Below are 26,920 nucleotides of genomic sequence, written 5' to 3' on the forward strand. Positions count from 1 at the left end.
TGGACGTCGGCCACCGACGGGTTGGCTTGACGCGGTCAGGCCTGCGCCGCCAGCTTCCGAGCCTGTCGGTCGATAAACCACCAGGCGCCACGCGAGGCCACGCTGCACAGCCGCGTGTGCGGCTTCAGGCCACAGGCCTTGAACACCATGGCGATGGCGCGGTCGACGTGCTTGCGGCGGTAGCGGCCGAATGCGCGGCGCTTGTAGGCGGCGTTGTAGACCTTGTGCTCGTACGCGGCCTCGGCCGGGGCGTTGGCGGCGTAATAGGCGTAGGCCAGCTCGTCATCCTCGGACTCGCCGATGCGCGACAGCGCCACCTTTAGGCGCTGGATCTTGTTCAGCCCTTCACGGTCCAGGTACTTCTTGGCGTAGGTGTAGAAGATCTTGTAGTGGCGCAGTTCGTCGGCAGCAATGTTGCGGCAGATCTCCTTCAGCACCGGCTCATCGGTCGAGTCGCCGATGGCGGCGTAGTAGGAGCTGGTGCCAGTCTCCACCATGCAGCGGGCAATCATCTCGCCGGTGCGCGATCCACGGACCGAGGCGTCCAGATCGATCGGCACGCGGTAGCCGGCGCGGAAGCGCTCTACTGCGGCCCGGAAATCGAAGGTCGGATCGACCAGCTCGGCCCAGCGGCCCAGCGCCTCGCCATGCTGGACCTCCTCGACCGCCCAGCCGCGGGCGACCTCCTGGAACTCCGGATCGTCATTGAAGACGTTGCACAGATAGGCCGTGTAGTCGTCGGCGTTGAATTCGACCAGAGCCGCCGCCTTGATCAGAGGGACCAGGTCGGGATCCACCCGGCCGGCATCGAAACGGTCCCAGGGAAGCTCATCGATCCGCCAATGCGCACGCGCCATGATCCGCTCTGCCGCCTCGTCTTGGGCCGCCCTGCCGGCGGCCGTGTCCAATATCGGGTAAGGTCTGTTCCCCGCGTCCCCACCAGTGCCGTCGGGGTGCGGCGGGATTTACGGTTCAGGCCTTCGAATGTAAGTCGTCTTTTTCGCGATGCAACCGAGTCGCAACGGAAACGGGCGGCCTGGAAGCCCAAGCCGCCCGTCTGACCGAAGAAATGTATGCCGTCTGCCCCGGAAAACCCTGGGCCGACGAACTTTCCGCTCAGTGAGCGGAGGACTGGCTCAGCGCGTCCAGCTTGGCACGCGCAACGGCCAGCTTGGCCTCCGCGACGGCACGCTCGGCGTCCGACTTGCTGTCGTCCAGATCTTCGGACAGATCCTTGATCTGCTTCTCGACCGCGGCGCGGTCCAGGTCGGTCAGCGCCACCGCTTCCTCGGCCAGCACGGTGCAGCGGGCCTCGGTGACCTCGGCGAAGCCGCCGGCGACGAAGACGCGGTCGACCACGCGGTCGCCCTCATAGACGTCGATGACACCCGGACGCACGGTCGAGATCATCGGCGAATGGCCGGCGAGCACGCCGAAATCGCCTTCCGAACCCGGCACCACGACCATGTCCACGGGCTGCGACTTCAGCAGCTTTTCCGGCGAGACCAGCTCGAATTCGACTTTATCGGCCATGGGTTTCCTGGTGCCTCTTCATAGGAACCCCCTCCCCCGCTGACGGGGGGAGGGGGTGTGCTGATGTCGATTTCCACCCGGCCCTCTCACGCCTCTTCACAAGGGCGATGGGGCCGGGTCGGAATGCCGCAATCCCTGGTGAGGGATCAGGCGGCGGCCAGCTTCTTGGCCTTGGCGATCGCCTCGTCGATGGTGCCGACCATGTAGAAGGCAGCCTCCGGCAGGTGATCGTAGTCGCCGTTCACGATGCCCTTGAAGCCCTTGATGGTGTCTTCCAGGCTGACCAGAACGCCCGGCGTGCCGGTGAACACCTCGGCGACGTGGAACGGCTGCGACAGGAAGCGCTGGATCTTGCGGGCGCGGGCGACGACCAGCTTGTCCTCTTCCGACAGCTCGTCCATGCCCAGGATGGCGATGATGTCCTGCAGCGACTTGTAGGTCTGCAGAACCTTCTGCACCGAGCGGGCGACCGCGTAGTGCTCCTCACCGACGACGCGCGGGTCGAGGATGCGGCTGGTCGAGTCGAGCGGGTCCACGGCCGGGAAGATGGCCATTTCGGCGATCGAGCGCGACAGCACCGTGGTGGCGTCCAGGTGGGCGAAGGAGGCGGCGGGGGCCGGGTCGGTCAGATCGTCGGCGGGCACGTAAATGGCCTGCACCGAGGTGATCGAGCCCTTCTTGGTCGAGGTGATGCGCTCCTGCAGGGCGCCCATGTCGGTGCCCAGCGTCGGCTGGTAACCCACCGCCGACGGGATGCGGCCCAGCAGGGCCGACACTTCCGAACCGGCCTGGGTAAAGCGGAAGATGTTGTCCACGAAGAACAGCACGTCCTGGCCTTCCTCGTCGCGGAAGTATTCCGCGAGCGTCAGGCCGCTCAGCGCGACGCGGGCGCGGGCGCCCGGCGGCTCGTTCATCTGGCCGTACACCAGGGCCACCTTCGAACCCGGGCCGTCGAGCTTGATGACGCCCGACTCGATCATCTCGTGGTAGAGGTCGTTGCCCTCACGGGTACGCTCACCCACGCCGGCGAACACCGACACACCGCCGTGCGCCTTGGCGACGTTGTTGATCAGCTCCATGATCGTCACGGTCTTGCCGACGCCGGCGCCGCCGAACAGGCCGATCTTGCCGCCCTTGGCGTAGGGAGCCAGCAGGTCGATGACCTTGATGCCGGTGATCAGCACTTCGGCGTCCGTCGACTGGTCGACGAAATCCGGGGCCTGACGGTGGATCGGCAGCGAGCGGGCGGCGTTGACCGCACCGCGCTCGTCGATCGGCTCGCCGATGACGTTGATGATGCGGCCGAGCGTCTCCGGGCCGACCGGCACGGCGATCGGCGCGCCGGTGTCGGTCACCTCGGCGCCACGCACCAGACCGTCGGTGCTGTCCATGGCGATGGTGCGGACCGTGCTCTCGCCCAGGTGCTGCGCCACTTCCAGAACGAGCGTCTTGCCGTCGTTCTGGGTGTGCAGCGCGTTCAGGATCGCCGGCAGGTCGCCGTCGAACTGCACGTCCACGACGGCGCCCGTGACCTGCGTGATCTTGCCGACAGAATTGGTGGTGGCCATGGAGTAAAGCTCCCTAGGAACTCGGTAAGTGTCGGTATGCCGTCGCCGGCGCAAATTGGCTGGACGCTACGTGCGGATGCGGCCGTTACAGGGCTTCGGCACCGGAGATGATCTCGATCAGCTCCTTGGTGATGTAGGCCTGGCGCGTCCGGTTGTAGGTGATCGTCAGCTTGTTGATCATGTCGCCGGCGTTGCGCGTCGCATTGTCCATCGCGGTCATCCGGGCACCCTGCTCGGACGCTGCGCTCTCCAGGAGGGCGCGGTAGATCTGGATGGACAGATTGCGCGGCAGCAGTTCGGCGAGGATCTGCTCCTCGTCCGGCTCGAACTCGTACATCGCCTTGGCATCAGCACCGGCGGCCTCGGTGGCCTCGGTGGCGACGGCGAAGGGGATGAGCTGCTGAACCGTGACGATCTGGGAGATCGCCGACTTGAACTTGTTGAAGATGACCGAGCAGACGTCGAACTCGCCGGCATCGAACATCGCCAGCACCTTCGTCGCCACCATGTCGGCGTCGCTGAAGCCGAGCCGGCGGCGGCCGACATCCTCGTAGCTTTCGACGATCAGGGAGGCGAATTCGCGCTTCAGCTGGTCGCGGCCCTTGCGGCCGACGGTCAGCAGCTTGACGGTCTTGCCTTCGCTCTGCAGGCGCGTGATCTGGCGCTTGGCCTCACGAACGATGGAGCCGTTGAAGGCGCCGCACAGACCGCGGTCGGAGCTGATGACGACCAGCAGATGCACCTTGTCGGCGCCCGTCCCGGTCATCAGCTTCGGGCCGTTGCCGCTGTCCTGCACGTTGGCGGCCAGGGAGGACAGCATGCGGCCCATGCGCTCCGCGTAGGGACCGCTGGCTTCCGCCTGGTCCTGAGCGCGGCGCAGCTTGGAAGCCGCAACCATCTTCATGGCCGAGGTGATCTTGCGCGTCGACTGGACGCTCGAGATCCGGTTCTTTAGGTCCTTGAGGTTAGGCATGCCGGCCCTTCAATTCCGCTCGAGGTCGTTCCGTGACCGTCTCTACAAGACGGTGGGGGGCGGTTTCCCGCCCCCGCGCGCGGTCGGTCAGGCGAAGACCTTGGCGAAGCCGTCGAGGAACGCCTTCAGCTTCTCTTCGGTCGCCGAGGTGATCTGCTTGTCGGTGCGGATCGCCGCCAGGATATCGGCGCCCTTGGCGCGGATTTCCGACAGGAACTTGGCCTCGAAGCGGTTCACGTCCTCGACGCGGATGGCGTCCAGGTAGCCCTTCACGCCGGCGAAGATCGACACGACCTGCTCTTCGACGGGCAGCGGCTGGAACTGGCCCTGCTTCAGCAGCTCGGTCAGACGGGCGCCGCGGGCCAGCAGGCGCTGGGTCGAGGCGTCGAGGTCCGAGGCGAACTGGGCGAAGGCAGCCATCTCGCGGTACTGCGCGAGTTCCATCTTGATGGTGCCGGCGACCTGCTTCATCGCCTTGATCTGGGCGGCGGAGCCGACGCGGCTCACCGACAGACCGACGTTGATGGCAGGGCGGATGCCCTTATAGAACAGGCCGGTTTCCAGGAAGATCTGACCGTCGGTGATCGAGATCACGTTGGTCGGGATGTAGGCGGACACGTCGCCGGCCTGGGTCTCGATGACCGGCAGGGCGGTCAGCGAGCCGTTGCCGTGGGCGTCGCCCATCTTGGCGGCGCGCTCCAGCAGGCGGCTGTGGAGGTAGAACACGTCGCCCGGATAGGCTTCGCGGCCCGGCGGACGGCGGAGCAGCAGCGACATCTGGCGGTAGGCGACGGCCTGCTTGGACAGATCGTCGTACACGATCAGGGCGTGCATGCCGTTGTCGCGGAAATACTCGCCCATCGTGCAGCCGGTGTACGGCGCCAGGAACTGCAGCGGAGCCGGCTCCGACGCGGTGGCGGCGACGACGATGGAGTATTCCATGGCGCCGGCGTCTTCCAGGGTCTTGACGATCTGGGCGACGGTCGAACGCTTCTGGCCGACGGCGACGTAGATGCAGTAGAGCTTCTTGCTCTCGTCGTCGCCCTGGTTGATCGGCTTCTGGTTCAGGAAGGTGTCGATGACGACGGCGGTCTTGCCGGTCTGACGGTCACCGATGATCAGTTCGCGCTGGCCGCGCCCGATCGGAACCAGACTGTCGACGGCCTTCAGGCCGGTCTGCATCGGCTCGTGCACCGACTTGCGCGGGATGATGCCGGGGGCCTTCACCTCGACGCGCTTGCGCTCGACGTTGACCAGCGGACCCTTGCCGTCGATCGGGTTGCCCAGGCCGTCGACCACGCGGCCCAGCAGGCCACGGCCGACCGGAACGTCGACGATGGTGCCGGTGCGCTTGACGGTGTCGCCTTCCTTGATGCCGCGGTCGTCGCCGAAGATCACGATACCGACATTGTCGGTTTCGAGGTTCAGCGCCATGCCCTGCAGGCCACCCGGGAACTCGACCATTTCGCCGGCGCGGACGTTGTCCAGGCCGTGCACGCGGGCGACGCCGTCACCCACCGACAGGACCTGACCAACCTCGGCGACATCCGCCTCGGTCCCGAAATTCGCGATCTGCTGCTTGAGGATCGCAGAGATTTCTGCGGCGCGGATATCCATCAGACTGATCCCCCTGAGGCCTTCATGGCGAGTTGCAATTTGTTCAGCTTCGTGCGCACCGAGGTATCGACCATGCGCGAGCCGAACTTAACGATCATGCCGCCGATCAACTCCGGATCGACGGAGGTGTTCACCAGCACCTTGGAACCGATGGACGCCTTGAGCGCGTCGATGACGGCGTCGCGCTGGGCGTCGTTCAGCGGCTGGGCCGTCGTGACCTGCGCCGTGACCTCGCCGCGGCGCCGGGCCAGTTCGGCCAGGAAGCCATCGATCATCCCGTCGATCGAGAACAGGCGGCGGTTGGCCGCCACCAGCCCGATGAAGCGCTTGGTCAGATCGGACACGCCGGCGCTGTCCAGGACAGCGGCCATGGCCTTGCCCTGATCGGCGCGGCTGATGACGGGGCTGCGGACGAGGCGACGGAGGTCAGCGCTCTCGGCCAGGATCTGCTTCAGCGTGGTCAGGTCGCTCGCGACCGTGTCCAACGCCTGGTTTTCGTCCGCAAGCTCGAACAGCGCGATGGAGTAACGCGCGGCGAGTTCGGATACGCCTGTTCCTTCGGATGCCACCTGATCCCTCGAATTGAGTTCGGTAGACGGTGAATTCGGCGGCCTTATAGGGTGTCAACCCGAGGCACAAACACCCCGGCCGCGAAAGCGAGCGGTCCAATATCACAGGAATCGCGCCTACGCAACGGGGTCTGGACAATTTGACTGCGGCGTTTTGAGCAACTGCGGAATCATTGGTCGCAACTGCGTTCGCCAATGACTCGAGTCGGGCTCGACTGGTCATACCGGCTGTGACTTCGATGTGGCCCCAATCTCGGCTTAATTCAAGGTTAACCAATCTGATCCACGGTCGTACCGAACCGCCCAGCCGGCCGATCCGCCACCGTTTCCGGTGGTTTCGCCATGCTCGAGGCCGGTCCAGAGAGACCAGGGGCCCTTCCGCCATGACCATCATGCCGACGTCCGATCCTAGTGCCGATGCCGTTGCCGACACCGTTGCGATCGCCGATGCCGGCACCGGATCCCGGCCGTCGAACGTCATCCAGTTCTGCCGCGCCCGTTTCACTCCGGAAGACCTGGACGCCTTCTCCGCGGTCGCCGAACCCAAGCTGAGCCACGGCCATTGGGCCGGCGTGCTGCGCGAGTCGGGCCGCGACCACGATCGCCTGCTGGTGCTTCTGCCGGAGGTGGATCGCCCCGTCTTCCGCTTCGAACGCGATGCCAAGGGGCGCTACAGCCTGTCCTTCCACGACCGTTCCGGGTGGTACGGCATCGGAGCCGGCGACAGCGCCGCGGAATGCCTGTCGATCTGGCGCCCGCGTCGCCCGCGGACGCCGTGACCGTCGGATGGCCCAGGAAGGGCGGCTTCCAAATTTCACCATGTAGAAAAGAGACGTGCGGCATCCCGCCGCATGCGTTCCACTGTCGAACCGGACGACCTGCCGGCGCCATCCCCGCCTATCGGTAGACCCCGACCGCCAGCATGTAGGGCTTGCCGTTCAGCACCAAGCGGCGGGCGTGCATCGTCTTGCGCGCGACCTGTCCGGTCAGCGGATCGATCCACTGATAGGTGACATCGGTGCGCCCGTCGCGCGCCACCCCGGCCAGCGCCTCGCGGATGAAGGGCTTCCCGTCGACGTCGCGCAGATCCTGCAGGTCCGACCCGTTGAGCGTCGCGGTCCAGCCATGGGCGATCATCACGCCCTTGTCGTCCAGCAGCATCGGGTAGAGGTCGCGGTCGATGTAAGCGCTATCATGGCCGGCAAAGGCTTCGGCCGCAGCGTCCGGACCGATGCGCTCCAGCAGATGCTGGGCACGGTCGATCATGGTCAGCGCCTCCGCATCGGTGCCGCGGGTGTGGGCCGGCGCGCCGGCGGCGAAGGCAATGACCACCAGCAGCAGCAGAACCGGCAGAACGGTCAGCAGGGTTTGACGCTGTACGCGCAGACGAAGCTTGGAGATCATGCCGGCCATCAGCCTGAACCTGTGCCTGTGGTGTTTGGGTCCGGGAAGGATGTTTCGATTCGGAACCATCTCGGCCGTGGTAATACCGTGACCGCCGCCGCGCAATGGACCAAACGTCACAGGTGCCATGCCCGGCCGTCGCGGCGACCAATTCGGGTCAATTCGCCGCAGCTTCGCCGGACGGCACCAAGGACGCCTAAAGGAAGCTGTAGGGGTCGACATCGATCTGCACCCGAATGGCCGGCGGGATCTCCACCCGGTCCAGCCATTCCGCGATCAGCGGCTGCACCTGGGTGCTGCGCGGCGCCTTCAGCAGCAGGCGGCGGCGGTGCCGCCCGCGCAGCAGGGCCAGCGGCGCCGGGGCCGGCCCCAGCACATGGACGTCGTCGCTGCGCGGGGCCGCGCGGCCCAGCGCCATCGCCACCCGCTCCACCAGCGTCGGATCCTCGCCCGACACGATCAGCGCCGCCAGCCGGCCGAAGGGCGGCATGCCGGCCTCCAGCCGCATCTCCGCCTCCAGTTGGTAGAAGCCGTCGCGGTCGCCGGCGGCCAGAGCCTGCATCACCGGATGTTCGGGCATGAAGGTCTGCAGCATCACCCGTCCCGGCCGCTCGCCGCGCCCGGCGCGCCCGGCCACCTGATGCAAAAGCTGGTAGGTGCGCTCCGCCGCCCGCAGGTCGCCGCCGTTGAGGCCCAGGTCGGCATCGACCACCCCCACCAGGGTCAGCATCGGAAAATGGTGGCCCTTCGCCATCACCTGGGTGCCGATGATGATGTCCAGTTCGTGCCGGCCGATGCTCTCCACCATCTCCTGGATGGCGCGCGGCCCATGCAGGGTGTCGGACGCCATGATGGCGGCACGGGCCTCGGGGAACAGCTCCGCCACCTCCTCGGCGATGCGCTCCACGCCGGGACCGCAAGCCGCCATCGTGCCCTCCTCCCCGCATTCCGGGCAGGCATGGGGCAAGGGCTGCTGCAGGCCGCAATGGTGGCACTGCAACTTCCGCGCGAGCCGGTGCTCGACCAGCCACGCTGTGCAGTTCGGGCATTGCATGCGGTGGCCGCAGGCGCGGCACAGGGTCAGCGGGGCGTAGCCGCGGCGGTTCAGGAACAGCATCGCCTGCTCGCCCCCCGACAGCGTGTCGGTCAGTGCCTTGCGCAGGCTGGGCGCCAGCCAATGCCGGGCCGGCGGACGGTCGCGCCGCAGGTCGACCAGTTCGACGTCGGGCAGCACGGCGCCGCCATGGCGCGCCGGCAGGGCGATGCGGGCATAGCGGTGGCTGTCGGCATTGACCTTGGTCTCCAGCGACGGCGTGGCCGAGACCAGCGCGATGGGCAAGCCCCCTAGATGCGCCCGCGCCACCGCCATGTCGCGGGCGTGGTAGATCGCCCCCTCCTCCTGCTTGTAGGCGGAGTCGTGCTCCTCGTCGACGATGATGACGCCCAGGTCGGGATAGGGCAGGAACAGCGCCGAGCGCGCGCCGACCACCACCGGCACCTCGCCCTTCGACACCGCGCGCCAGGTGTCGCGGCGCTGCGCCCCGGTCAATTCCGAATGCCATTCCGCCGGCGGCGCGCCGAAGCGCCGGGCGAAGCGGTCGAGCCACTGCGCCGACAGCGCGATTTCCGGCAGCAGCACCAGCGCCTGTTTGCCCTGCTCCAGCGCCGCCGAGATCGCTTCGTAATAGACCTCCGTCTTGCCCGACCCGGTGACGCCGTCGAGCAGCACGGTGGAGTAGCGCCCCGATGCCACCCGCTCACGCAGGTCATCGGCCGCCGCCCGCTGGTCGGGTGAAAGGGTGGGCCCCGGCCGCTGCCAGTCCGGCCGGCCGAGCCGGGTCGGCTGCAGCATCACCGGCTCCAGCAGCCCGGCCTCCGCCAGTCCCCGCACCACGGTGACGCCGCAGCCGGCCTCGTCGGCCAGTTCCGCCGGCGTGCGCGGCGGCCCATCCTCCAGCAAGGCCAGGATGCGCCTGCGCGGGTCGGTCATCTTGAAGCCGGGCGGCGGCTCGGCACCCTGCTTGCGCAGATAGGCCAGCATCGGCTTGGGCGGCTCCAGCGCCGCCGGCACGCTGACCGCCATGCGCAGGACGAAGCCCGGCGGGGTCATGGTGTAGGCGGCGACCCATTCGACGAAGCGGCGGCCGACCTCGGTCATCGGCGGCACGTCGAACCGGCGCACCACCGCCTTCAGCCGGCCGGACTCCAGTGTCCCGGCGCCGGGTCCCCAGACGACGCCGATGACCCGGCGCGGGCCCAGCGGCACCTCGACGTAATCGCCGGGAACCAGTTCCATCCCGTCCGGCACGCGGTAGTCGTAGGCCTCGCGCAAGGGCAGTGGCAGCAGAACGGCGACGCGGCGGTCCGGCGCACCGGGCTGGAGCTTTGCCGCGGAACGGGTGGATTCGGGCGCGAAATCGCCTTCGGGCTGCCCCGTTTCGGGCGTGTCCCCAAGAAGATCCCCCTGAATGCCCGGGGCGGAACTGGCGGAAGTCGAACGCATCGGCTAGAGTGGCCTCATGTCCCGGGCACCGGGCGGGACGGCGCGTCGGTCAGCTTTCCGGCGCGGCCGGTTCCGGTCAACATCAGCAAGCATGGACCCTTCGTCATGAAGTTCTTCGTCGACACCGCCGACATCGCCGAGATCCGCGATCTGGCCGATACCGGTCTGCTGGACGGTGTTACCACCAACCCCTCCCTGATCGCCAAGTCCGGCCGTCAATTCCTCGACCTCGTGGCCGAGATTTGCGACGTCGTCAACGGTCCGGTCAGCGCCGAGGTGGCCTCCACCGACTTCGAGACCATGCTCGCCGAGGCCCACAAGATCGCCAAGATCTCCCACCGCGTCGCGGTGAAGGTGCCCCTGACCCCGGCCGGCCTGAAGGTCTGCAAGATCATCTCGTCCGAAGGCACGATGGTCAACGTCACGCTGTGCTTCTCCCCCGCCCAGGCGATCCTGGCGGCCAAGGCCGGCGCCAGCTTCGTGTCGCCCTTCGTCGGCCGTCTGGACGACATCGGCCAGGACGGTATGGGCATCATCAAGGACATCTGCGAGATCTATAACAACTACGACGCCTTCAAGACCGAGGTGCTGGTCGCCTCGATCCGCAACCCGATGCACATCGTCAAGGCAGCCCGCCTCGGCGCCCATGTGGTGACCGCCCCGGCGTCGGTGCTGAAGCAGCTGTTCAACCACCCGCTGACCGACAAGGGTCTCTCCCAGTTCGTCGATGACTGGAAGAAGACCGGTCAGTCGATCCTGTAAGGCGGGCCGGAGCGATCATGGCCGACAGGGGCCGCGAACCGGGCCACCCCCCGCGTCAGGCGTCGACGCTCTCCTCGGAGGATGTGCGCGCCTATCTGCGGAGCCACCCGGACTTCCTGGCCCAGAACGCCGATCTGGTCCACCACCTGACTCCGCCGTCGGTCGACCGTGGGCGTGGGGTGGTGGACCTCCAGGCCTTCATGGTCGACCGGCTGCGCGCCGAGGTCCGCACCCTCAAGGACCAGCAGCGCGAGCTGATCGGCACCAGCCGGGCCAACCTGAACAGCCAGAACCGCATCCATGCCGCGGTGCTGTTCCTGCTCGACGCCCAAAGCTTCGAGCAGCTGATCCAGACCATCACCACCGACCTCGCGGTTCTGCTCGACCTCGACGTCGCCTGCCTCGTCATCGAATCCAACGGCACCGACATCCCCCATGTCCACCGCTCCGGCGTGCGGGTGGTGGAGCCGGGCGCCATCGCCGACCGGCTGGGCCGCGCCGACGTGGTGCTGAACACCGACATCCAGGGCGATCCCGAGATCTACGGTCCCGGCGCCGGCCTGGTCCGGTCGGAGGCGCTGATCCGCATCCAGGTTTCCAGCGAGACGCCCGACGGCCTGCTCGCCTTCGGCAGCCGCGAGCCCGACACCTTCCACAGCGGTCAGGGCACCGAACTGGTCGGCTTCCTCGCCCGCGTCATCGAGCGGGTGATCCGCGGCTGGCTGGAGCTGCCGGCGTGAGCGAACCTGTATTGGGATTCTCCGCCAAGCCGGACGTCCAGGACGTGCTGGCCCATTGGCAGCGCTGGATGGAGAGCGAAAAGGCGGTTTCCCGCCACACCCTGTCGGCCTACACCGCCGACGTTGCTGAGTTCCTGCGCTTCCTCACCGAATTCCGCGGCGGCACCCCGCCCTCGCTGAACGATCTGGGCGACCTGAAGGCGGCGGATTTCCGCGCCTGGATGTCCAGGCTGGCGATGGATGGGCTGGTCGGGGCCAGCCGGGCGCGGAAGCTGGCGGCGGTGCGCAACCTGTTCCGCTGGATGGACCGCAGCGGCCGCCTGCACAATCCCGCCATCGCCACGCTCGCCACACCGAAGGTCAAGCGCCCGGCCCCGCGCCCGCTGACGGAGATCGACGCCGACCGCCTGCTGGAGGAGGCCGAACGCGACCGCGAGGAGCCCTGGATCGGCAAGCGTGACCGCGCCCTGTTCACACTTCTCTACGGCTGCGGCCTGCGCATTTCGGAGGCGCTGGGTCTGGCCCGAAAGGACGCACCGCTGGGCGACACGCTGCGCGTCACCGGCAAGGGCCGCAAGGACCGCATGATCCCCGTGCTGCCGGCGGTGACGGAGGCTGTGCGCGCCTATATCGACAGCTGCCCCTTCACGCTGGCGCCGGACGGCCCGCTGTTCGTCGGCACCCGCGGCGGCCGGCTGAACGCCAGCGTGGCCCAGCACCAGATGCAGAAGCTGCGCGCCCTGATGGGCATGCCGGACAGTGCCACCCCGCACGCCCTGCGACATAGTTTCGCGACCCATCTTTTGGCGGACGGCGGCGACCTGCGTGCCATCCAGGACCTGCTCGGCCACGCTTCACTTTCCACAACCCAGCGTTACACGGATGTGGAGAACGAGCAGTTGATGAACGTGTACCGCAACGCCCATCCTCGGGCGCGCAAGGGCTGACCGACGCCGGATTGCTCAACCCAGTCGACATATTCCAGTATGCGCCCCAACGTCTGGCCGAACTCTCCATCAAAGCACTCGCGGTCACGCTGCAAACCGCGCAACAATCGAACTGACGGCATTCACTTTGCCGTCAATCAAACGTGTTCTGCACATTGCAAGAATACCCAATGATAATGATTGTCAAACTCTCTGAGCCTATCAGACTTTTGTACAGGATATCGGTGATAAACCCTTACAAGCTGTTATCTGTTGTTTAATATTTCAATTTTCTAATGCTATCCCAGCGCGCAGCTCACGCGGGGAAACCGACATGCAAATAAAATCAATCCAATCGAAGATATCCATCCTATCTGGACTTTGCTTGGCCGGCACGGTTGCCGTACTCGTCGGTTTCGGAATTCTGTCGACACGCTCCAGCAACGAATTCGTCACGGACAACGTAGAGCGAATTCTTGAGAGCAAGACGACGGAATCGCTTCAGAATCTCGCAGCCACGCAGGCCGGCCTTCTGCGGTCGGAGTTCGACACCGCATTGAACGCCGCCCGGACCATGGCCGCCAGCTTCTCCAGCCTCGCCGATGGCAGCGCGGGCGGCCATGTCCCGTCCGACCGGCGCCGCGACGCCTTCAACGGCGTGCTCCTGTCGGTGCTGAAGCGCAACCCGCTGTTCAACGGCACCTATTCGGCCTGGGAGCCCAACGCGCTCGACGGCCGGGACGAAGAGTTCCGCAACCGCCGCGAAACCGGCACCGACGCCACCGGCCGCTTCCTTCCCTATTGGAACCGCGACCAGAGCGGCCACATCGCCATGCAGCCCCTGGTCGAGTATGACAGCCGCGAACGCCATCCCAACGGCGTCATGAAGGGCGGCTGGTACATCGGCCCGCAGGAGAACGGGCGTGAAAGCGTGCTCGACCCCCTGCCCTACATCGTGCAGGGCAAGCAGGTGTTCCTGGCGACCCTGTCGGTGCCGGTGGTGATCGACGGCAAGTTCCGCGGCGTGGCCGGCGCCGACTTCAACCTCGATTTCGTCCAGCAGCTGTCGACCAAGGTCAGCGCCGCGGTGTTCGACGGCCGCAGCCAGGTCGTCATCATCAGCAACATGGGCCTGATCGTCGCCCACAGCGCCCGGCCCGACCTGATCGGCCAGCCGATCTCCACCTTCGACACCTCCTGGCAGGCCGATCTGGCGAATGTCCAGGCCGGCAAGGCCCATGTCGACATCGAGTCCTCCACCAACATGCTGCGCAGCTTCGCCCCCATCACCATGGGTAACACCGAGAAGCCGTGGGCGGTGCTGGTGCAGGTGCCGAAGGACATCGTGCTGGCCGACGGCATGGCGCTGTCCTCCGCGCTCGGCGAGCGTGCCAACTCCAACATCCTGTGGCAGATGACCGTCGGCGCCCTGGTCGCGCTTGGCGCCGTCGCGGTGATGTGGGTGGTCGCCGGCGGCGTCGCCCGGCCGATCCGCGCCAGCGTCGCCTTCGCCGAAGGCATCGCCGCCGGCCGCTTCGATCAGACGCTCGACATCCGCCAATCCGACGAGGTCGGCGCCCTGGCCGACGCCCTGCGCAAGATGTTGGCCGACCTGAAGCGGATGATCGACCAGCGGGCGGAGGATCAGGCCAAGGCCGACGCCGAACGCCGCGCCGCCATGCTGCAACTGGCCGACACCCTGGAGGCCCAGGTTATGAATGTGGTCGACGGCGTCGACCGTGCGGCCCAATCGATGACCGGCACGGCCCAGACCATGACCGCCACCGCGACCCAGACCAGCCAGCAGGCCGGCGTGGTCGCCAACGCGTCCCAGGATGCCAGCAGCAACGTCCAGACCGTCGCCAGCGCCACGGAAGAGCTGTCGGCGTCGATCCAGGAGATCGGCGAGCGGGTCAACCGCTCCGCCCAGATCGCCCGTGAGGCGGTGGAGGCCGCCCAACAGGCCAACGGGCAGGTGCTGAGCCTGACGGAGGCGGCAGAGAAGATCGGCACGGTGGTGCAGTTGATTCAGGACATTGCCAGCCAGACCAACCTGCTGGCGCTGAACGCCACCATCGAGGCCGCCCGCGCCGGTGAGGCCGGCAAGGGCTTCGCCGTGGTGGCGCAGGAGGTGAAGAGCCTCGCCAGCCAGACCGCCCGGGCGACGGAGGAGATCGCCGGCCACGTCACCGGCATGCAGCGCGTCACCGACGAGACCGCCAGCGCCATCAAGGGGATCGGCGGTATCATCGCCCAGATCGACGAGATCTCCACCGCCATCGCCGCTGCGGTGGAGGAACAGGGATCGGCCACCGCCGAGATCGCCCGCAACGTCCAGCAGGCCGCCAGCGGCACCCAGGAAGTGACCAGGACCATCGCCGACGTCCGCAGCGCCGCCGTCGAGGCCGGCCATTCCGCCGAGAACGTCCTGTCGGTCTCCGGTCAGCTCGCCGGCGACGCCGGCCGCCTGCGCACCGCGGTGAACGGCTTCCTGTCGACCATCCGCGCGGCCTGACGAGCGACCCGGGCGCCGGAACGGAAAAGGCTCCCCCGCCAAACGGCGAGGGAGCCTTTCGTCGTTACGGACCTTGCGGACCGCGGATCAGATGGGCAGGAAATCAGATGTGCAGCGGACGCCCGTCCACCGCCAGGGCCGCTTCCTTGACCGCTTCCGACAAAGTCGGGTGGGCGTGGCAGGTGCGGGCGACGTCCTCGGCGGACGCGCTGAACTCCATGGCCAGCACCAGCTCGCCGATCATCTCCGACACGTTCGGGCCGATCATGTGGACGCCCAGCACCTGATCGGTGGAGGCATCCGACAGGATCTTCACGAAGCCGTCGGTGTTGCCGCCGGCACGCGCGCGGCCGTTCGCAGTGAACGGGAACTTGCCGGTCTTGTAGGCGACGCCCGCGGCCTTCAGCTGCTCCTCGGTCTTGCCGACGGCGGCGACTTCCGGCCAGGTGTAGACGACGCCGGGAACCAAGTCGTGGTTGACGTGGCTCTTCTGGCCGGCCAGCTGCTCGGCCAGGGCGACGCCCTCTTCCTCGGCCTTGTGGGCCAGCATCGGGCCTTCCACCACGTCGCCGATGGCGTAGATGCCCGGCACGTTGGTCTGGAAATGACCGTCAATCTTGACCCGGCCGCGCTCCAGCTCGACACCCACCGCCTCCAGGCCGAGGCCTTCGGTGTAGGGGCGGCGGCCGATGGCGACCAGGACGGTATCGGCCTCGATGGTCTGCGCCTCGCCGCCGGCGGCGGGCTCGACCGTCAGGGTCACGCCGGTCTCGGTCACGGACGCGCCGGTCACCTTGGTGCCCAGCTTGAAGTCCATGCCCTGCTTGGCGAAGATGCGCTGGGCCTGCTTCGACAGCTCGTTGTCCATGCTCGGCAGCACGCGGTCGAGATACTCGACCACCGTCACCTTGGCGCCCAGACGGCCCCAGACGGAGCCCAGCTCCAGCCCGATCACGCCGCCGCCGATGACGACCAGATGCTTCGGAACCTCCGGCAGCGACAGGGCGCCGGTGGAGGACACCACGCGCTTCTCGTCGATGGCGATGCCCGGCAGCGGGGTCACGTCCGAACCGGTGGCGATGACGATCGCCTTCGACGCGGTGATGGAACCGACGCCCTCGACCTCGACGGTGTTCGCGGCGGTGATCTTGCCCGCACCCTTCAGCCAGGTGACCTTGTTCTTCTTGAACAGGAATTCGATGCCGCCGACGTTGTCCTTAACGACCTTGTCCTTGTGGGCCAGCATGCCCGGCAGGTCGAGCTCGACGCCACCGACCTTGATGCCGAACTTGGCGAGGCCGTGGGCCGCTTCCTCGAACTTCTCCGACGCCGCCAGCAGAGCCTTGGACGGGATGCAGCCGACATTCAGGCAGGTGCCGCCCAGCGTCCCCCGCTTCTCGACGCAGGCGACCTTGAAGCCGAGCTGCGCCGCGCGGATCGCGCAGACATACCCGCCGGGGCCGCCGCCGATCACAACGACGTCAAAAGTGCTTTCAGCCATGAGAGGCTTTCCTTTCGCCATTCTTGCTCGTTGCCAAAAGCCGTCCCATCCAGCGGGGAGGGCAAGCGGGATGTTCCGCGGGGCGATTTATGCCCGCGCTCACGCCCGGTGGCAACGGGACACTTCGTCTCTGCAAGCAGGGTCGCCTAATGGACGAGGTCAGAACCCGAGGTCGCGGTACAACTCGGCCAGCGGTATGTCGAGGCCGGCGGTTCCCAGCACCAGCCGCCCCTCCTCCTCCAGCACCTCGGGTGCGGCGGGCCAGAGATTGTCGGAGTTGCGGCGATGCAGTTCCGCCCGGATGATCCGCGAGTCGAGGAACAGGATCTCCCGCACCGACGCCATGGCGGCATAGGCGTGCAGCTTCGCCCGCTGCGCCTTCTCCTCCGTCGGCGACAGGATTTCCACCAGCAGCACCGGCGCCGTGGTGTAGGGGATCTCCGGATCGAAGGGCTCGCAGGTCACCGCGAGTAGTTGTGTGTTAGGTCGAAGTGCGGACGGACGCCGGCCTCCGACAGGGCGCGGCAGCGGGTTCCGTCCCGCTTGGCCTTCTCCCGCAACGCATCGCGCAATGCGCCGCCCAGGGCGACCTGCAGGGTGCTGTGCGCCGGACTTGAATGCGCCTGCCCCACGATCTCACCATCGACCAGTTCGTATCGGGCATCGTCACGGAATTCCATGGCCAGGAATTCGTCGGCGGTCGTCAGCGGGGTGAAGCGGCGGGCGAGCGGCATGGCGGTCTCCGATCCGGGCGCGACGTGCGGCAGCACTCCAAATGTAATCCATCCCGGCGTCGAAGCGAAGGGCACCCCTTTTGCGCAAGGCCCCTCTCCGATTGGATCGGGAAACCTTTACGGCTCCGCTTGCGTTCCAGTGGACATCACACAGCCACCGCAACGGAGACCGACCATGACCACCGTCAAGAAGTTCGCCCTGCTCGCCGTCCTGGGCACGCTGTTGGGCACCACGCTGGCCGCCTGCAACACCGTCGAGGGTGCGGGCCAGGACGTGCAGGCCGGCGGCCGCGCCATCGAGCGTGGCGCCGACAACGTCCAGAAGAAGATGTAAGTCAGCGTTCAGCACGGCTCCGGAAGCCGATCCACCCGGAGCCGACAATGAAAAAGCCATGGCCCCATGCGTTCGATCCGAACCGCATGGGGCCATGGCTTTTTTCAACGACCGCTTTGTTCAACGACCGGATTCGCGGTTCAGTCCGATTTCCGACTTTCCGCGATCCGATTCAGCGGTTTCTGGCCTTACGGGCGGCGTAGCGGGCGTCGCGGGCGGCTTTCGCCTCCGCTGCCGTCGCCACTTGGCGCTTGGCCTGCTCGGCAAGTTCCTGAACCGCCAGCGCCTCGCGGGCGGCCAACTCGGCCTGCTCGGCCTGCAACACTTCCTGTTCGGCGGCCTTGCGGGCTTCGCGCGCTGCATTGCGTTCAGCCTCGCGGGCCTCACGGGCGACGCGAATGGCCAGCCGCGCCTCTTCGCGCTCGGCGAATACCGGATCGTTCACACCGGGTTGCGCCTTGAACTTTTCCAGCAGTGCCTTTTTCGCGCCGGCGGCCGCGCTCAGACGCTCCGAAAGCCCTGCATTCTTAAAACCGTTCATATCCATCCATTTCGTAAAACTGGCCGTGCCCGCAGGCAGGCCATCAAACAAGTCCCGTATCGGGCGGGGCCACCAAAGGCGGCGATGCGGCGCCGGGGATCAGTGATCCCGGCTGCGGCGCTCCCGATTTCCGGTACGAAAAAGGGCGGCCGGAGCCGCCCTTCCTCTTCGAACCTGCTGCGCTCAGAGGGCGCGCAGGTTCTCGGCCGCAACCTTGCCGCGGCGCGGATCGCGAACGGCATCGAAGGACAGCTTCTGGCCTTCACCGAGGTTGCTGATCCCGGCGCGCTCCACCGCGGAGATGTGGACGAACACGTCGGCCGTGCCGTCTTCCGGCTGAATGAAGCCAAAGCCCTTGGTGGAATTGAAAAACTTGACGGTACCGATAGCCATGGGTCAGTTCCCTTCCTGGCGTTGCCCTGCGCGAGAGTGCGCAGGCGCATCAATTTCACTTCGGGGAAGAGACCCAAATCCGTGTGAGGGATCGGAATAACAAAGCCCAGAGCAACGTCGATCACCCATAGATGGGCCATGCATCGGCAGCTTACAAGTGACAATCGATGCCGGCGGCGATGGCCCGCCGGATTGGATCAGCTCTTCATGCGCTTGATGGTGTTGGTCGTGCTCTGGCCCTGGACCAGATTGGCCAGCACAACTTTGCCGCCATAGCTCTGGACGAACTCCGCCCCCACCACGGTCGCGATGGTGTAATCGGCGCCCTTGACCAGCACATCCGGGCGCAGCGCACGGATCAGCGTTTCCGGCGTGTCTTCGCCGAAGATCACCACCAGATCGACGCAACCCAGCGACGCCAGCACCGTGGCACGTGCCGTCTCGTTCTGCACCGGCCGGCTTTCGCCCTTCAGCCGCTTCACCGATTCGTCGCTGTTCAGCCCAACGACCAGGATGTCGCAGGCCGCCCGCGCCTGCTTCAGCAGCGAGATATGGCCGGGGTGCAGCAGGTCGAAGCAGCCGTTGGTGAAGCCCACGCGCTTGCCGCGCAGCCGCCAGCGCTCCGCCCGCTCGGCCGCGGTGTCGCGGGTCGCCACCTTCTCCTCGCCCTGGCGCCACTCCTGCTCGTGCAAGCCGGACAACAGCTCGGCCGAGCGGACGACCGCGGTGCCGACCTTGCCCACCACGATGCCGGCGGCCAGATTGGCCAGCCGCGCCGAGTCCACCAGATCGATCCCCACCGACAGCGCGGCGGTCAGCGTCGCCACCACGGTGTCGCCGGCACCGGAAACGTCGAACACCTCGCGCGCCTCGGCCGGCAGATGCACCGCGTCCCCGGCCGTGACCACTGACATGCCCTGTTCGCTGCGGGTGGCGACGACGGCGCCGATGCCGCAGGTGGCGATCAGGTGGCGGGCGGCGGCGATCACCTCCTCGTCCGTCCGCGCCGGCAGGCCGGTGGCCTCCATCAGCTCCTTGCGGTTGGGCGTCACGATGTCGGCGCCGCGATAGCGGCGGTAGTCGCGCCCCTTGGGGTCGATCACCACCGTGCGCCCTGCCTCCCGCGCGGCGGCGATCACCGCCGTCACCAGATCGTCGGTCAACACACCCTTGCCGTAGTCGGACAGGATGACGCCGCCCACGTCGGGCAGCAGTTCGCGCACCCGTTCCAGCACGCGATCGGCGACGGTGATCGGCACCACCGTCTCGATGTCGGTGCGCAGAAGCTGCTGCTGGCCGGCGATGAAACGGGTCTTCACCGTGGTCTGGCGCCCGTCCTCGATGACGATTGCGCCGTCGCTGACGCCCTCGCGCCGCAGCAGGGCCAGCAGGTCGGTGCCGATGCCGTCGCGCCCGACCACCGAAACGAAGCGGCAGGCCGCCTCCAGCGCCACCAGGTTGGCGGCGACATTGCCGGCGCCGCCCAGCTTGGGCACCTCGCGGTCCACGCGCAGGACAGGGATCGGCGCCTCCGGCGACACCCGGTCCACCGAACCATAGACGAAACGGTCGAGCATCACGTCGCCAATGCACAGCACGTTGGCGCGCGACAGGGAGTCGATGTGACGGGCAAGGTCGCTCATGGCGCCTGTCTTACCAACGCCAAAGCGGTAAAGCCAGCGGATCGGGGCCTTGGCGGGGGTGACGCTCGTTTGTCACCGTCGTAGGATGGCGTTCCTGCAACACACGCTCAGTTCCTCCGCCCATGCCCCGCCACACCGTCGCGACCAGCCTGTCGGCCAAGCTGCTGGTGCTGACCATCCTGTTCGTGCTGCTGGCGGAGGTGCTGATCTACACCCCTTCCATCGCCCGTTTCCGCATGAGCTACCTGGAGGAGCGGCTGGCCGCCGCCCACATCGCGGCCCTGTCGGTGGAGGCCGCCCCCGACCTGATGGTGACGAAGGAGCTGCAGGCGAAGCTGCTGGCCTACACCGGCACCCATGTCATCGACCTGATCCAGCCGGGTGCGCGGGTCTATATGCTGTCGCGCCCGATGCCGCCGCAGGTCGATGCCGTGTACGACCTGCGCACCACCGGCATGGGCATGCAGATCATCGATGCCGGCCACGCTCTGCGGCTGGCCCTGGAAGGCGCCTTCGGACCGCCGCGCAACCGGGTGATCCGGGTGATCGACCGTTCGCCCAACGACCCTGTCCAGCGCGTCGAGGTGACGATGGACGAGCGGCCGCTGATCGACGCGATGGTGGAGTTCTCCCGCCGCATCCTGGCGGTATCGGTCGCCATCTCGCTGATCGCGGCGATCCTGGTCTATCTCACGCTGCATGCGCTGCTGGTGCGGCCGATGCGGCGGCTGACCGCGGAGGTCGTCGCCTTCCGCCGCGACCCCGACGGCGCCCCGCCGCTGGTGCCGGGCGCCCGCGCCGACGAGATCGGCGTCGCCGAGCGAGAACTCGCTGCCATGCAGGGCACGGTGCGCGCGGCCTTGCGCCAGCGTGAACGGCTCGCCACCCTGGGCACCGCGGTGGCGAAGATCAACCACGACCTGCGCGGCATCCTCTCCACCGCCTCCCTACTGTCGGAACGACTGACCGAGAGCGCGGATCCGGAGGTGCGGCGGGTGACGCCGCGGCTGGTCGCCTCGCTGGATCGTGCGGTTGAGCTGTGCGGCCAGACGCTGTCCTTCACCCGTGACGGCGTCCTGCCGCTGTCCCCCGCCTCCACCGACCTGCACCGTGTGGCCGATGAGGCCGGCGCGGAGGTGCTCGCCACCGTCCACCCCGACGGCGGGCGGGTCGAGGCGGAATGGATCAACGACATCCCCGCCGGCACTCTGGCGCCGGTGGATGCGGCACAGCTTGGCCGCGCGCTCGTCAACCTCGGCCGCAACGCGGTGCAAGCCGGCGCCGGCCGGGTGCGGATCGCGGTCGAGGCCGGGCCGGCGGGCTCCTTGACCCTGACAGCCGCCGACGACGGCCCCGGCCTTGCCCCGCGGGCACGGGAAAACCTGTTCCAGCCCTTCGCCGGATCGGCCCGGGCCGGCGGGATCGGCCTCGGCCTCGCCATCGCGCGGGAGGTGCTGCGCGCCCATGGCGGGGAGTTGCGGCTGGTGCGCAGCGATGCGGCCGGAACGGTCTTCGCGCTTGACATACCGCAAGGCAACACGGAAACCGATCCGGTAGATGTTGCAGGGCACAAGTCGTTTGTGTCGCATTGATTCCGCGGGCTCCGTCCCGCAGAATCCCTTCAATGACGAAGCGTTCGCGGGAAGCCCGGCGGGGCGGGAGGCGAGCGCTTCCCCTCCGCCAACGCCTTGTTCTGAAAGGACTTCGGGACGTGAAAGCCTTCTCCTACTGGATCAATCCCATCCTCGCCGGCCTCATGGCTTTCGTCGGCCTGCTCGCCTCCTCGCGCGCGGCGGACGATGCATTCGCCATCGGTGGCCTGATCGTCTTCCTCGGCTGCGTGCTTTTCATCTTCGCGTCGATCGGCCGTTATTTCGACCGCATGGGCTCCGCCCACTGACCTGAAGGGGCTTCCATCGGCGAAGCCCCGACGGTCGACGCGATGGCTGGAGGGCATGAGCCCAACAGAGCGGGTGCCACATGACACACAGCATGGCATGGGACCCTGACGCCTTCGCGACGCTCGATGTCCTGCGCCGCCGTCCCGTCATCGACCTGACGGCGGCGCTTCCCTCCTCCCTCACACCACGCTCGGTCGTCGATCTCGGCTGCGGTGCCGGACAGTTGTCCCGGCTGCTGGCGGCGCGCTGGCCCCAGGCCGACGTGCTGGCGGTCGACCATTCGCGCGCGATGCTGCGCTGGGCCGCCGACACGCCGTCCTCCGTGCGCTACCTCCACGCCGATCTGGCGGTCTGGCGTCCGCACTGGCCGACGGATCTCGTCATCTCGGCCGGCGGGCTTCAGCATGTGGCCGGGCATGACCGGCTGTTTCCCGAGTTGCTGCAATCGCTCGGCCCCGGCGGCGTGCTGGCCGTCGCCCTGCCCCGCCCGCAGGATCAGGACACCCACAACCTGCTTCTGGAAACCGCCGCCGACGGCCCTTGGGCGGAGCGGCTGCATGGCGTCTGGCCCGCGGCTCCGCTGACCGAGGGCCGGGGTTGCGATGCCCAGGACTATTACGACTGGCTCAGCCCGGAAGGAGCGTCCATCGAGCTGTGGGAGACCGAATATTTCCACGTCCTCGACGGCGACGTTCCGCTTCTGCAATGGCTGCATCAGGCGGCGCTGGCGCCGGTGATGCATCGGTTGACCGGCCCCGAACTCGACCGTTTCCTCGCCGCCTACCGCCGCCGCCTGGAGGCTGCCTATCCGGAGCATTCCAGCGGCAACACGCTGATCCCGACCAAATGGCTGTTCGTCGTGGTGCGGGTGTAGGGGAGAGGAGGAGACAACCGCACCCCCTCCCTCAAACCCCGTCGATGTAGCTCAGCAGCGGCTGCCAGTCGCCGCGATGCTCGGCGGCGCGCTTGCCCGGCATGTCGAACAGGCTGAGGCCGCTTTCGGCCGCGTCGGCGTAGATCTGGCTGTCACGCAGGCGGGTCACCACCTGATGACCGATACCGCCGAGGAAACGGTCCAGCCGGTCGGCGGCCCTGGTGCGGGCACGCATGCGGTTGCCGACCACCGCCACCGTGGTCTTCTTCTTGGCGATGCGCTTCAATTCATCGAGCTTGGTGAGGAAGCGCTGGGTCGCCTGTTCGTCGAAGGCGCCGGGAAGCACCGGCAGCACGACGATATCGGCCATCTTCACCAGATCCTCGATCTGCCTGGTCTTCAATGCGGCGGGCGCGTCGATCACCAGCCGTTTGGTGCCGCGCGGCGTGTCGGAGAAGTCCTTGGCCCAATCGAGCCCGACCAGGGTCGGCGCCTGTCCCGGCCGGCGCTCCAGCCAGCCGAGCGAGGAGTGCTGACGGTCCACGTCGGCCAGCACGGTGGGCAGGCCCGCCGCGGCGGACGCGGCGGCGAGATGGGTGGCGACGGTCGTCTTGCCGCAGCCGCCCTTGATGTTGGCGACGAGGATCGTGAGCATGTCCCTGGGACTCTACACCGCAGCGTCCGGCTTCGACCAGAAATGCTTGGTGTCGAGGAAATCATGCCACAGGGCGACAAGCGCCGCTTCGGTGTCGGCGACCCCGCGGGCGTGCCAGCCGATGACGATGCCGGCGGCGCGCGGCTCGCCGGGGGCGGAGCGGCTGCCGTCGTCATGCAGCTCGTGCAGAAGCCGCGTCGCCGTCGCCACGTCGTTCAGGTGGCCCAGCGCGTCCTGGAAGGCGGCAAGCTGCTGGATGTAGCGGCGCACCGGCTTGTCGTCATACAGGCTGCGGAAGAACTCCACGGCATAGCGCAGCTTCTTCAGGGCGATGCGCAGCTGGTGGCGCTGGGCCACCGGCAGATGGGCGAAACCGTGGCCGGCCCGCTTGGCCTTCTTGTGGCGCTTGTTCAGCAGATGGTCGGCCAGCCCGATCACCGGCTGGAACAGCCGCACCGACTCCTCGCTGACCGGCTGGTCGCGCCAGCCGCGCTTCTCCACCCAGCTGCCGACACCCAGCAGGAAGGCGGTGTAGCGGTCCGACCGGATCGCCTCGCGCACCCCCTCATAGGCGCGCAGCCGCTTCGCCTCGGCGGCGGCGGCCAGCGTGTCCAGATCCTCCACCGCCGAGCGGCCATGCCCGTCGGCCTTGTGGAAGGCGTCGCGCACCGGGGCCAGCAGTTCCTCGCCGAACACGTCCCAGTCGCGCGCCGGCCCAAGGCTGCCGGCCAGCCATTTGATCTCGCCGACCAACCAGAGATACTGCATGGCCGGAATGAAGGGCCGGAACAGCGCAATGGCCGAGCGGAGCCGGCGCAGAGCAACGCGCATCTGGTGCACGCCTTCCGGATCGTCGCCGGCCAGCGTCACCGCCTCGTTCGCGACCATGTGGGCAAGGCAGGCGCGCACGATGCGGGCCACCGCCCCTTCCACCGTCGTCTCGGGATCGAGAAGCAGCTTTTCCGCCTTCAGCGCCTTCTCGGTCGCCCCATTTGCCAGCGCGTGGCCGCGCTCCGCCTTGCTGCGCATCTCCAGCCGCAGCGGTGCCGCCTTCGTCAATTCCTGCGCCAGATCGTAGAGCGCGGCGGGCTGACCGCTCTTCAGCTCCAGTTCAACCTCGCACAGGTCGCTGGACCGGCCGTCAGGCAGCTGGATGCGGCCACGGTCGAAGGCGACCTCGATGGAGGCGGCGTCATCCCCCTCGCCCAGCGTCACGTCCTGAATCGTGCGCTCGACGACCGAGGTGAAGACCGGCTGCAGCTCCGATTCGCCGAGCGTGCCCAGCAACTCGATTGCGGCGGCGTCGGTGATCAGCGTCAGATCGGGTGCGGCGGAGGTCACCGCGCATTCCCATTCCCCGCGCCCCAGCCCGTCCTCGTCCGGCGCGGACTTGACCGTCTGGACATAGCCGTCGCCGGTCTTGCGCACCCGCAACGTCACCTTGCGCGCGGCGAGCCGGCGGTCTTCGGTGTCGTAATAGGTGCTTTCCAGGGTCTTCGCCGTTGCCGGTCCGGTTGCCCGGTCCGCAATGGCGGGAGCGGCGCGCAGCGTGTCAAAGTCTTCCGGCTTCGCCGCCAGCTTCAATTCCGTCTCGCGGTTGATGTCCGCCTCAGCCATCGCCTGCGCTTCAACCCCCGTTTTGCGGCCCACCGGCCTACAGTTGGGTGTTTGCACAGGCAATGGACAGGGTCAAGTTACGGAAATGTTGCAGAAGCCTGGGGTTGCAGCACCCTCGGCCCCCGCATCTTTCTTTCGTTCGCAGCGCTTTGACAGGGGTTGCAGGGGCAATATGCCCCATTTCACCCCACCCTTGGGGCGTTGCAATGCGGTCGGCGCTGTGATTGGGTTTCGGCAAATCGACCGAGGGCCGATCCCGGACGGGAAACGGCCATATTAGGGGAAGTGTGAAGATGACCGATTTCAACACGATCGACGACCTCGAGGTCAGCGGCAAGACGGTGCTGGTGCGCGCCGACCTGAACGTCCCGATGCAGGACGGCAAGGTGTCCGACACCACCCGCATCGACCGCCTCGCCCCGACCCTGAAGGAGCTGTCCTCCAAGGGCGCCAAGGTCGTCGTCCTGTCGCATTTCGGTCGTCCGAAGAACGGCCCGGACGCCAAGAACTCGCTGCGCAACGTGGTGGACGCGCTCAGCGCCGCCGTCGGCCAGAAGGTCGCCTTCGCCGAGGATTGCGTCGGCGACAAGGCGAAGGAGGCCATCGCCAAGGTCCATGACGGCGCCATCGTGCTGCTGGAGAACACCCGCTTCCACGCCGAAGAGGAAAAGAACGATCCGGCCTTCGCCAAGCAGATGGCCGATCTGGGCGACATCTACGTCAACGACGCCTTCTCCGCCGCCCACCGCGCCCATGCCTCGACCGAGGGCGTCGCCCGCCTGCTCCCGAACGCCGCCGGCCGCCTGATGGAAGCGGAACTGAAGGCGCTGACGCTCGCGCTGGAGAAGCCGGAGCGTCCGGTGGCCGCCGTCGTCGGCGGCGCGAAGATCTCCACCAAGCTGGAGCTGCTCGGCAACATGGTCCGCAAGGTGGACCTGCTGGTTCTCGGCGGCGGCATGGCCAACACCTTCCTGTTCGCCCAGGGTACCGACGTCGGCGCCTCGCTGTGCGAGAAGGACATGGCCGACCAGGCCCGCGCCATCATGGCGACCGCCAAGGAATCCAACTGCGAGATCCTGCTGCCGAAGGACTTCGTCGTCGCCAAGGAGTTCAAGGCCGGCGCCGCCAACCGCGTCGTCGCCTTCGACGCCATCGGCGCCGACGAGATGGCCCTCGACATCGGCCCGGCCACCGTGGAGTTCCTGGGTGTGAAGCTGCAGGGCGCCAAGACCGTCGTGTGGAACGGCCCGCTCGGCGCCTTCGAAATTCAGCCCTTCGACGCCGGCACCAACGCGGTTGCCGGTCTGGTCACCGCCCGCACCGAGGCCGGCGGCCTGCTGTCGGTCGCCGGCGGCGGCGACACCGTCGCGGCGATGGCCCATGCCGGGGTCGAGGACAAGTTCACCTACGTCTCGGCCGCCGGCGGCGCCTTCCTGGAATGGCTGGAAGGCAAGGAACTGCCGGGTGTCGCGGCGCTGAAGAAGTAAGCGGTTCCACGGGATCGCAAACGCGAAAGGCTCCGGGTTTCGGCCCGGAGCCTTTTTTCATTTCACCATGACTCCAGCACCGAACTTCGCTGGACTACGCCGAAGCCCGATACAGCAGGTTTATCAATAA

26 protein-coding genes are annotated in these 26,920 nt (G+C 67.4%); 10 read left to right on the plus strand and 16 right to left on the minus strand.

From position 1 onward, the window contains the following. Positions 1 to 35: 35 nt before the first annotated feature. The 6 genes from FZ983_RS04720 to FZ983_RS04745 all read right to left on the minus strand — a co-directional run bounded on the left by FZ983_RS04720 (position 36) and on the right by FZ983_RS04745 (position 6,260). Positions 36 to 857 (minus strand): acyl-ACP desaturase, encoded by an 822-nt coding sequence (locus FZ983_RS04720; protein ID WP_149222394.1) that lies wholly within the window; start codon positions 855 to 857, stop codon positions 36 to 38. A 259-nt stretch (positions 858 to 1,116) separates the two neighbouring features. Next, positions 1,117 to 1,533 carry a F0F1 ATP synthase subunit epsilon gene (locus tag FZ983_RS04725; RefSeq protein ID WP_149222395.1) on the minus strand — a complete coding sequence of 139 codons (417 nt, stop codon included), beginning with the start codon at positions 1,531 to 1,533 and terminating at the stop codon, positions 1,117 to 1,119. A 146-nt stretch (positions 1,534 to 1,679) separates the two neighbouring features. Next, positions 1,680 to 3,101, minus strand: a complete 1,422-nt coding sequence (gene atpD, locus FZ983_RS04730; protein ID WP_149222396.1) for a F0F1 ATP synthase subunit beta — start codon at positions 3,099 to 3,101, stop codon at positions 1,680 to 1,682. A gap of 85 nt (positions 3,102 to 3,186) precedes the next feature. After that, the gene (locus FZ983_RS04735) at positions 3,187 to 4,074 is read right to left on the minus strand and encodes a F0F1 ATP synthase subunit gamma (RefSeq protein WP_149222397.1); all 888 of its coding nucleotides are present in this window, start codon (positions 4,072 to 4,074) and stop codon (positions 3,187 to 3,189) included. 87 nt (positions 4,075 to 4,161) lie between these two features. Further along, the gene (atpA, locus tag FZ983_RS04740; protein WP_014248784.1) at positions 4,162 to 5,691 is read right to left on the minus strand and encodes a F0F1 ATP synthase subunit alpha; all 1,530 of its coding nucleotides are present in this window, start codon (positions 5,689 to 5,691) and stop codon (positions 4,162 to 4,164) included. Beyond that, positions 5,691 to 6,260 (minus strand): F0F1 ATP synthase subunit delta, encoded by a 570-nt coding sequence (locus FZ983_RS04745; RefSeq protein ID WP_149222398.1) that lies wholly within the window; start codon positions 6,258 to 6,260, stop codon positions 5,691 to 5,693. The genes atpA and FZ983_RS04745 overlap by 1 nt, the downstream gene beginning before the upstream one ends. 383 nt (positions 6,261 to 6,643) lie before the next feature. On the opposite strand from FZ983_RS04745, the gene FZ983_RS04750 reads away from it, so the two are divergent. Then, positions 6,644 to 7,039 carry a hypothetical protein gene (locus FZ983_RS04750; protein ID WP_149222399.1) on the plus strand — a complete coding sequence of 132 codons (396 nt, stop codon included), beginning with the start codon at positions 6,644 to 6,646 and terminating at the stop codon, positions 7,037 to 7,039. 118 nt (positions 7,040 to 7,157) lie between these two features. Here FZ983_RS04750 and FZ983_RS04755 read toward each other — a convergent pair whose 3' ends face one another. Next, positions 7,158 to 7,673: a cache domain-containing protein gene (locus FZ983_RS04755; protein WP_149222400.1), complete on the minus strand. Its 516-nt coding sequence runs from the start codon at positions 7,671 to 7,673 to the stop codon at positions 7,158 to 7,160. A 187-nt stretch (positions 7,674 to 7,860) separates the two neighbouring features. Further along, entirely contained in the window at positions 7,861 to 10,167 is a 2,307-nt protein-coding gene (locus tag FZ983_RS04760; RefSeq protein WP_247883569.1) for a primosomal protein N', read from the minus strand. Positions 10,168 to 10,272: 105 nt separating this feature from the next. Between FZ983_RS04760 and fsa the strand changes: the two genes are divergently transcribed. From fsa to FZ983_RS04780, 4 genes are all read left to right on the plus strand, one after another. Further along, entirely contained in the window at positions 10,273 to 10,929 is a 657-nt protein-coding gene (gene fsa / locus FZ983_RS04765) for a fructose-6-phosphate aldolase (RefSeq protein ID WP_085090287.1), read from the plus strand. Between the two features lie 17 nt (positions 10,930 to 10,946). Continuing rightward, entirely contained in the window at positions 10,947 to 11,669 is a 723-nt protein-coding gene (locus FZ983_RS04770) for a DUF484 family protein (protein ID WP_149222401.1), read from the plus strand. Beyond that, positions 11,666 to 12,616 (plus strand): tyrosine recombinase XerC, encoded by a 951-nt coding sequence (locus FZ983_RS04775; RefSeq protein WP_149222402.1) that lies wholly within the window; start codon positions 11,666 to 11,668, stop codon positions 12,614 to 12,616. The genes FZ983_RS04770 and FZ983_RS04775 overlap by 4 nt, the downstream gene beginning before the upstream one ends. A 313-nt stretch (positions 12,617 to 12,929) precedes the next feature. Further along, positions 12,930 to 15,110 carry a methyl-accepting chemotaxis protein gene (locus FZ983_RS04780; protein ID WP_149222403.1) on the plus strand — a complete coding sequence of 727 codons (2,181 nt, stop codon included), beginning with the start codon at positions 12,930 to 12,932 and terminating at the stop codon, positions 15,108 to 15,110. A 103-nt stretch (positions 15,111 to 15,213) separates the two neighbouring features. On the opposite strand, the gene lpdA is transcribed toward FZ983_RS04780, so the two are convergent. From lpdA to FZ983_RS35005, 3 genes are all read right to left on the minus strand, one after another. Continuing rightward, the gene (lpdA, locus tag FZ983_RS04785; RefSeq protein WP_149222404.1) at positions 15,214 to 16,611 is read right to left on the minus strand and encodes a dihydrolipoyl dehydrogenase; all 1,398 of its coding nucleotides are present in this window, start codon (positions 16,609 to 16,611) and stop codon (positions 15,214 to 15,216) included. A 159-nt stretch (positions 16,612 to 16,770) separates the two neighbouring features. After that, on the minus strand, positions 16,771 to 17,076 hold the full coding sequence (locus FZ983_RS35000; RefSeq protein ID WP_188092238.1) for a Uma2 family endonuclease: 306 nt from the start codon (positions 17,074 to 17,076) through the stop codon (positions 16,771 to 16,773). Beyond that, complete coding sequence (locus FZ983_RS35005) at positions 17,073 to 17,381, minus strand: Uma2 family endonuclease (protein WP_188092239.1); 309 nt, start codon at positions 17,379 to 17,381, stop codon at positions 17,073 to 17,075. The genes FZ983_RS35000 and FZ983_RS35005 overlap by 4 nt, the downstream gene beginning before the upstream one ends. Before the next feature lie 139 nt (positions 17,382 to 17,520). On the opposite strand from FZ983_RS35005, the gene FZ983_RS04800 reads away from it, so the two are divergent. Then, complete coding sequence (locus tag FZ983_RS04800; RefSeq protein WP_042443141.1) at positions 17,521 to 17,679, plus strand: entericidin A/B family lipoprotein; 159 nt, start codon at positions 17,521 to 17,523, stop codon at positions 17,677 to 17,679. A gap of 172 nt (positions 17,680 to 17,851) precedes the next feature. On the opposite strand, the gene FZ983_RS04805 is transcribed toward FZ983_RS04800, so the two are convergent. The 3 genes from FZ983_RS04805 to rfaE1 all read right to left on the minus strand — a co-directional run bounded on the left by FZ983_RS04805 (position 17,852) and on the right by rfaE1 (position 20,256). Next, positions 17,852 to 18,271, minus strand: a complete 420-nt coding sequence (locus tag FZ983_RS04805; RefSeq protein ID WP_247883570.1) for a DUF6481 family protein — start codon at positions 18,269 to 18,271, stop codon at positions 17,852 to 17,854. Positions 18,272 to 18,403: 132 nt separating this feature from the next. After that, positions 18,404 to 18,613, minus strand: a complete 210-nt coding sequence (locus tag FZ983_RS04810; RefSeq protein ID WP_149222407.1) for a cold-shock protein — start codon at positions 18,611 to 18,613, stop codon at positions 18,404 to 18,406. A gap of 197 nt (positions 18,614 to 18,810) precedes the next feature. After that, positions 18,811 to 20,256, minus strand: coding sequence for a D-glycero-beta-D-manno-heptose-7-phosphate kinase (gene rfaE1 / locus FZ983_RS04815; protein WP_149222408.1), 1,446 nt, complete (start codon positions 20,254 to 20,256; stop codon positions 18,811 to 18,813). 122 nt (positions 20,257 to 20,378) lie between these two features. On the opposite strand from rfaE1, the gene FZ983_RS04820 reads away from it, so the two are divergent. The 3 genes from FZ983_RS04820 to FZ983_RS04830 all read left to right on the plus strand — a co-directional run bounded on the left by FZ983_RS04820 (position 20,379) and on the right by FZ983_RS04830 (position 23,031). After that, the gene (locus FZ983_RS04820) at positions 20,379 to 21,848 is read left to right on the plus strand and encodes a HAMP domain-containing sensor histidine kinase (protein WP_149222409.1); all 1,470 of its coding nucleotides are present in this window, start codon (positions 20,379 to 20,381) and stop codon (positions 21,846 to 21,848) included. A 119-nt stretch (positions 21,849 to 21,967) separates the two neighbouring features. Beyond that, positions 21,968 to 22,156: a hypothetical protein gene (locus tag FZ983_RS04825; RefSeq protein WP_149222410.1), complete on the plus strand. Its 189-nt coding sequence runs from the start codon at positions 21,968 to 21,970 to the stop codon at positions 22,154 to 22,156. Positions 22,157 to 22,236: 80 nt separating this feature from the next. Beyond that, positions 22,237 to 23,031 (plus strand): methyltransferase domain-containing protein, encoded by a 795-nt coding sequence (locus tag FZ983_RS04830; protein ID WP_247883571.1) that lies wholly within the window; start codon positions 22,237 to 22,239, stop codon positions 23,029 to 23,031. A 31-nt stretch (positions 23,032 to 23,062) separates the two neighbouring features. Here the strand turns inward: FZ983_RS04830 and FZ983_RS04835 are convergent, their stop codons facing one another. Beyond that, complete coding sequence (locus FZ983_RS04835) at positions 23,063 to 23,686, minus strand: ParA family protein (protein WP_149222412.1); 624 nt, start codon at positions 23,684 to 23,686, stop codon at positions 23,063 to 23,065. 12 nt (positions 23,687 to 23,698) lie between these two features. Further along, a complete protein-coding gene (locus FZ983_RS04840) occupies positions 23,699 to 25,303 on the minus strand; it encodes a CYTH and CHAD domain-containing protein (protein ID WP_149222413.1) in 1,605 nt (534 codons plus the stop codon). Positions 25,304 to 25,596: 293 nt separating this feature from the next. On the opposite strand from FZ983_RS04840, the gene FZ983_RS04845 reads away from it, so the two are divergent. Beyond that, the gene (locus tag FZ983_RS04845) at positions 25,597 to 26,790 is read left to right on the plus strand and encodes a phosphoglycerate kinase (RefSeq protein WP_149222414.1); all 1,194 of its coding nucleotides are present in this window, start codon (positions 25,597 to 25,599) and stop codon (positions 26,788 to 26,790) included. Positions 26,791 to 26,920 lie beyond the last annotated feature (130 nt).

The organism is Azospirillum sp. B21 (assembly GCF_008364825.1).
Lineage (GTDB): Bacteria > Pseudomonadota > Alphaproteobacteria > Azospirillales > Azospirillaceae > Azospirillum.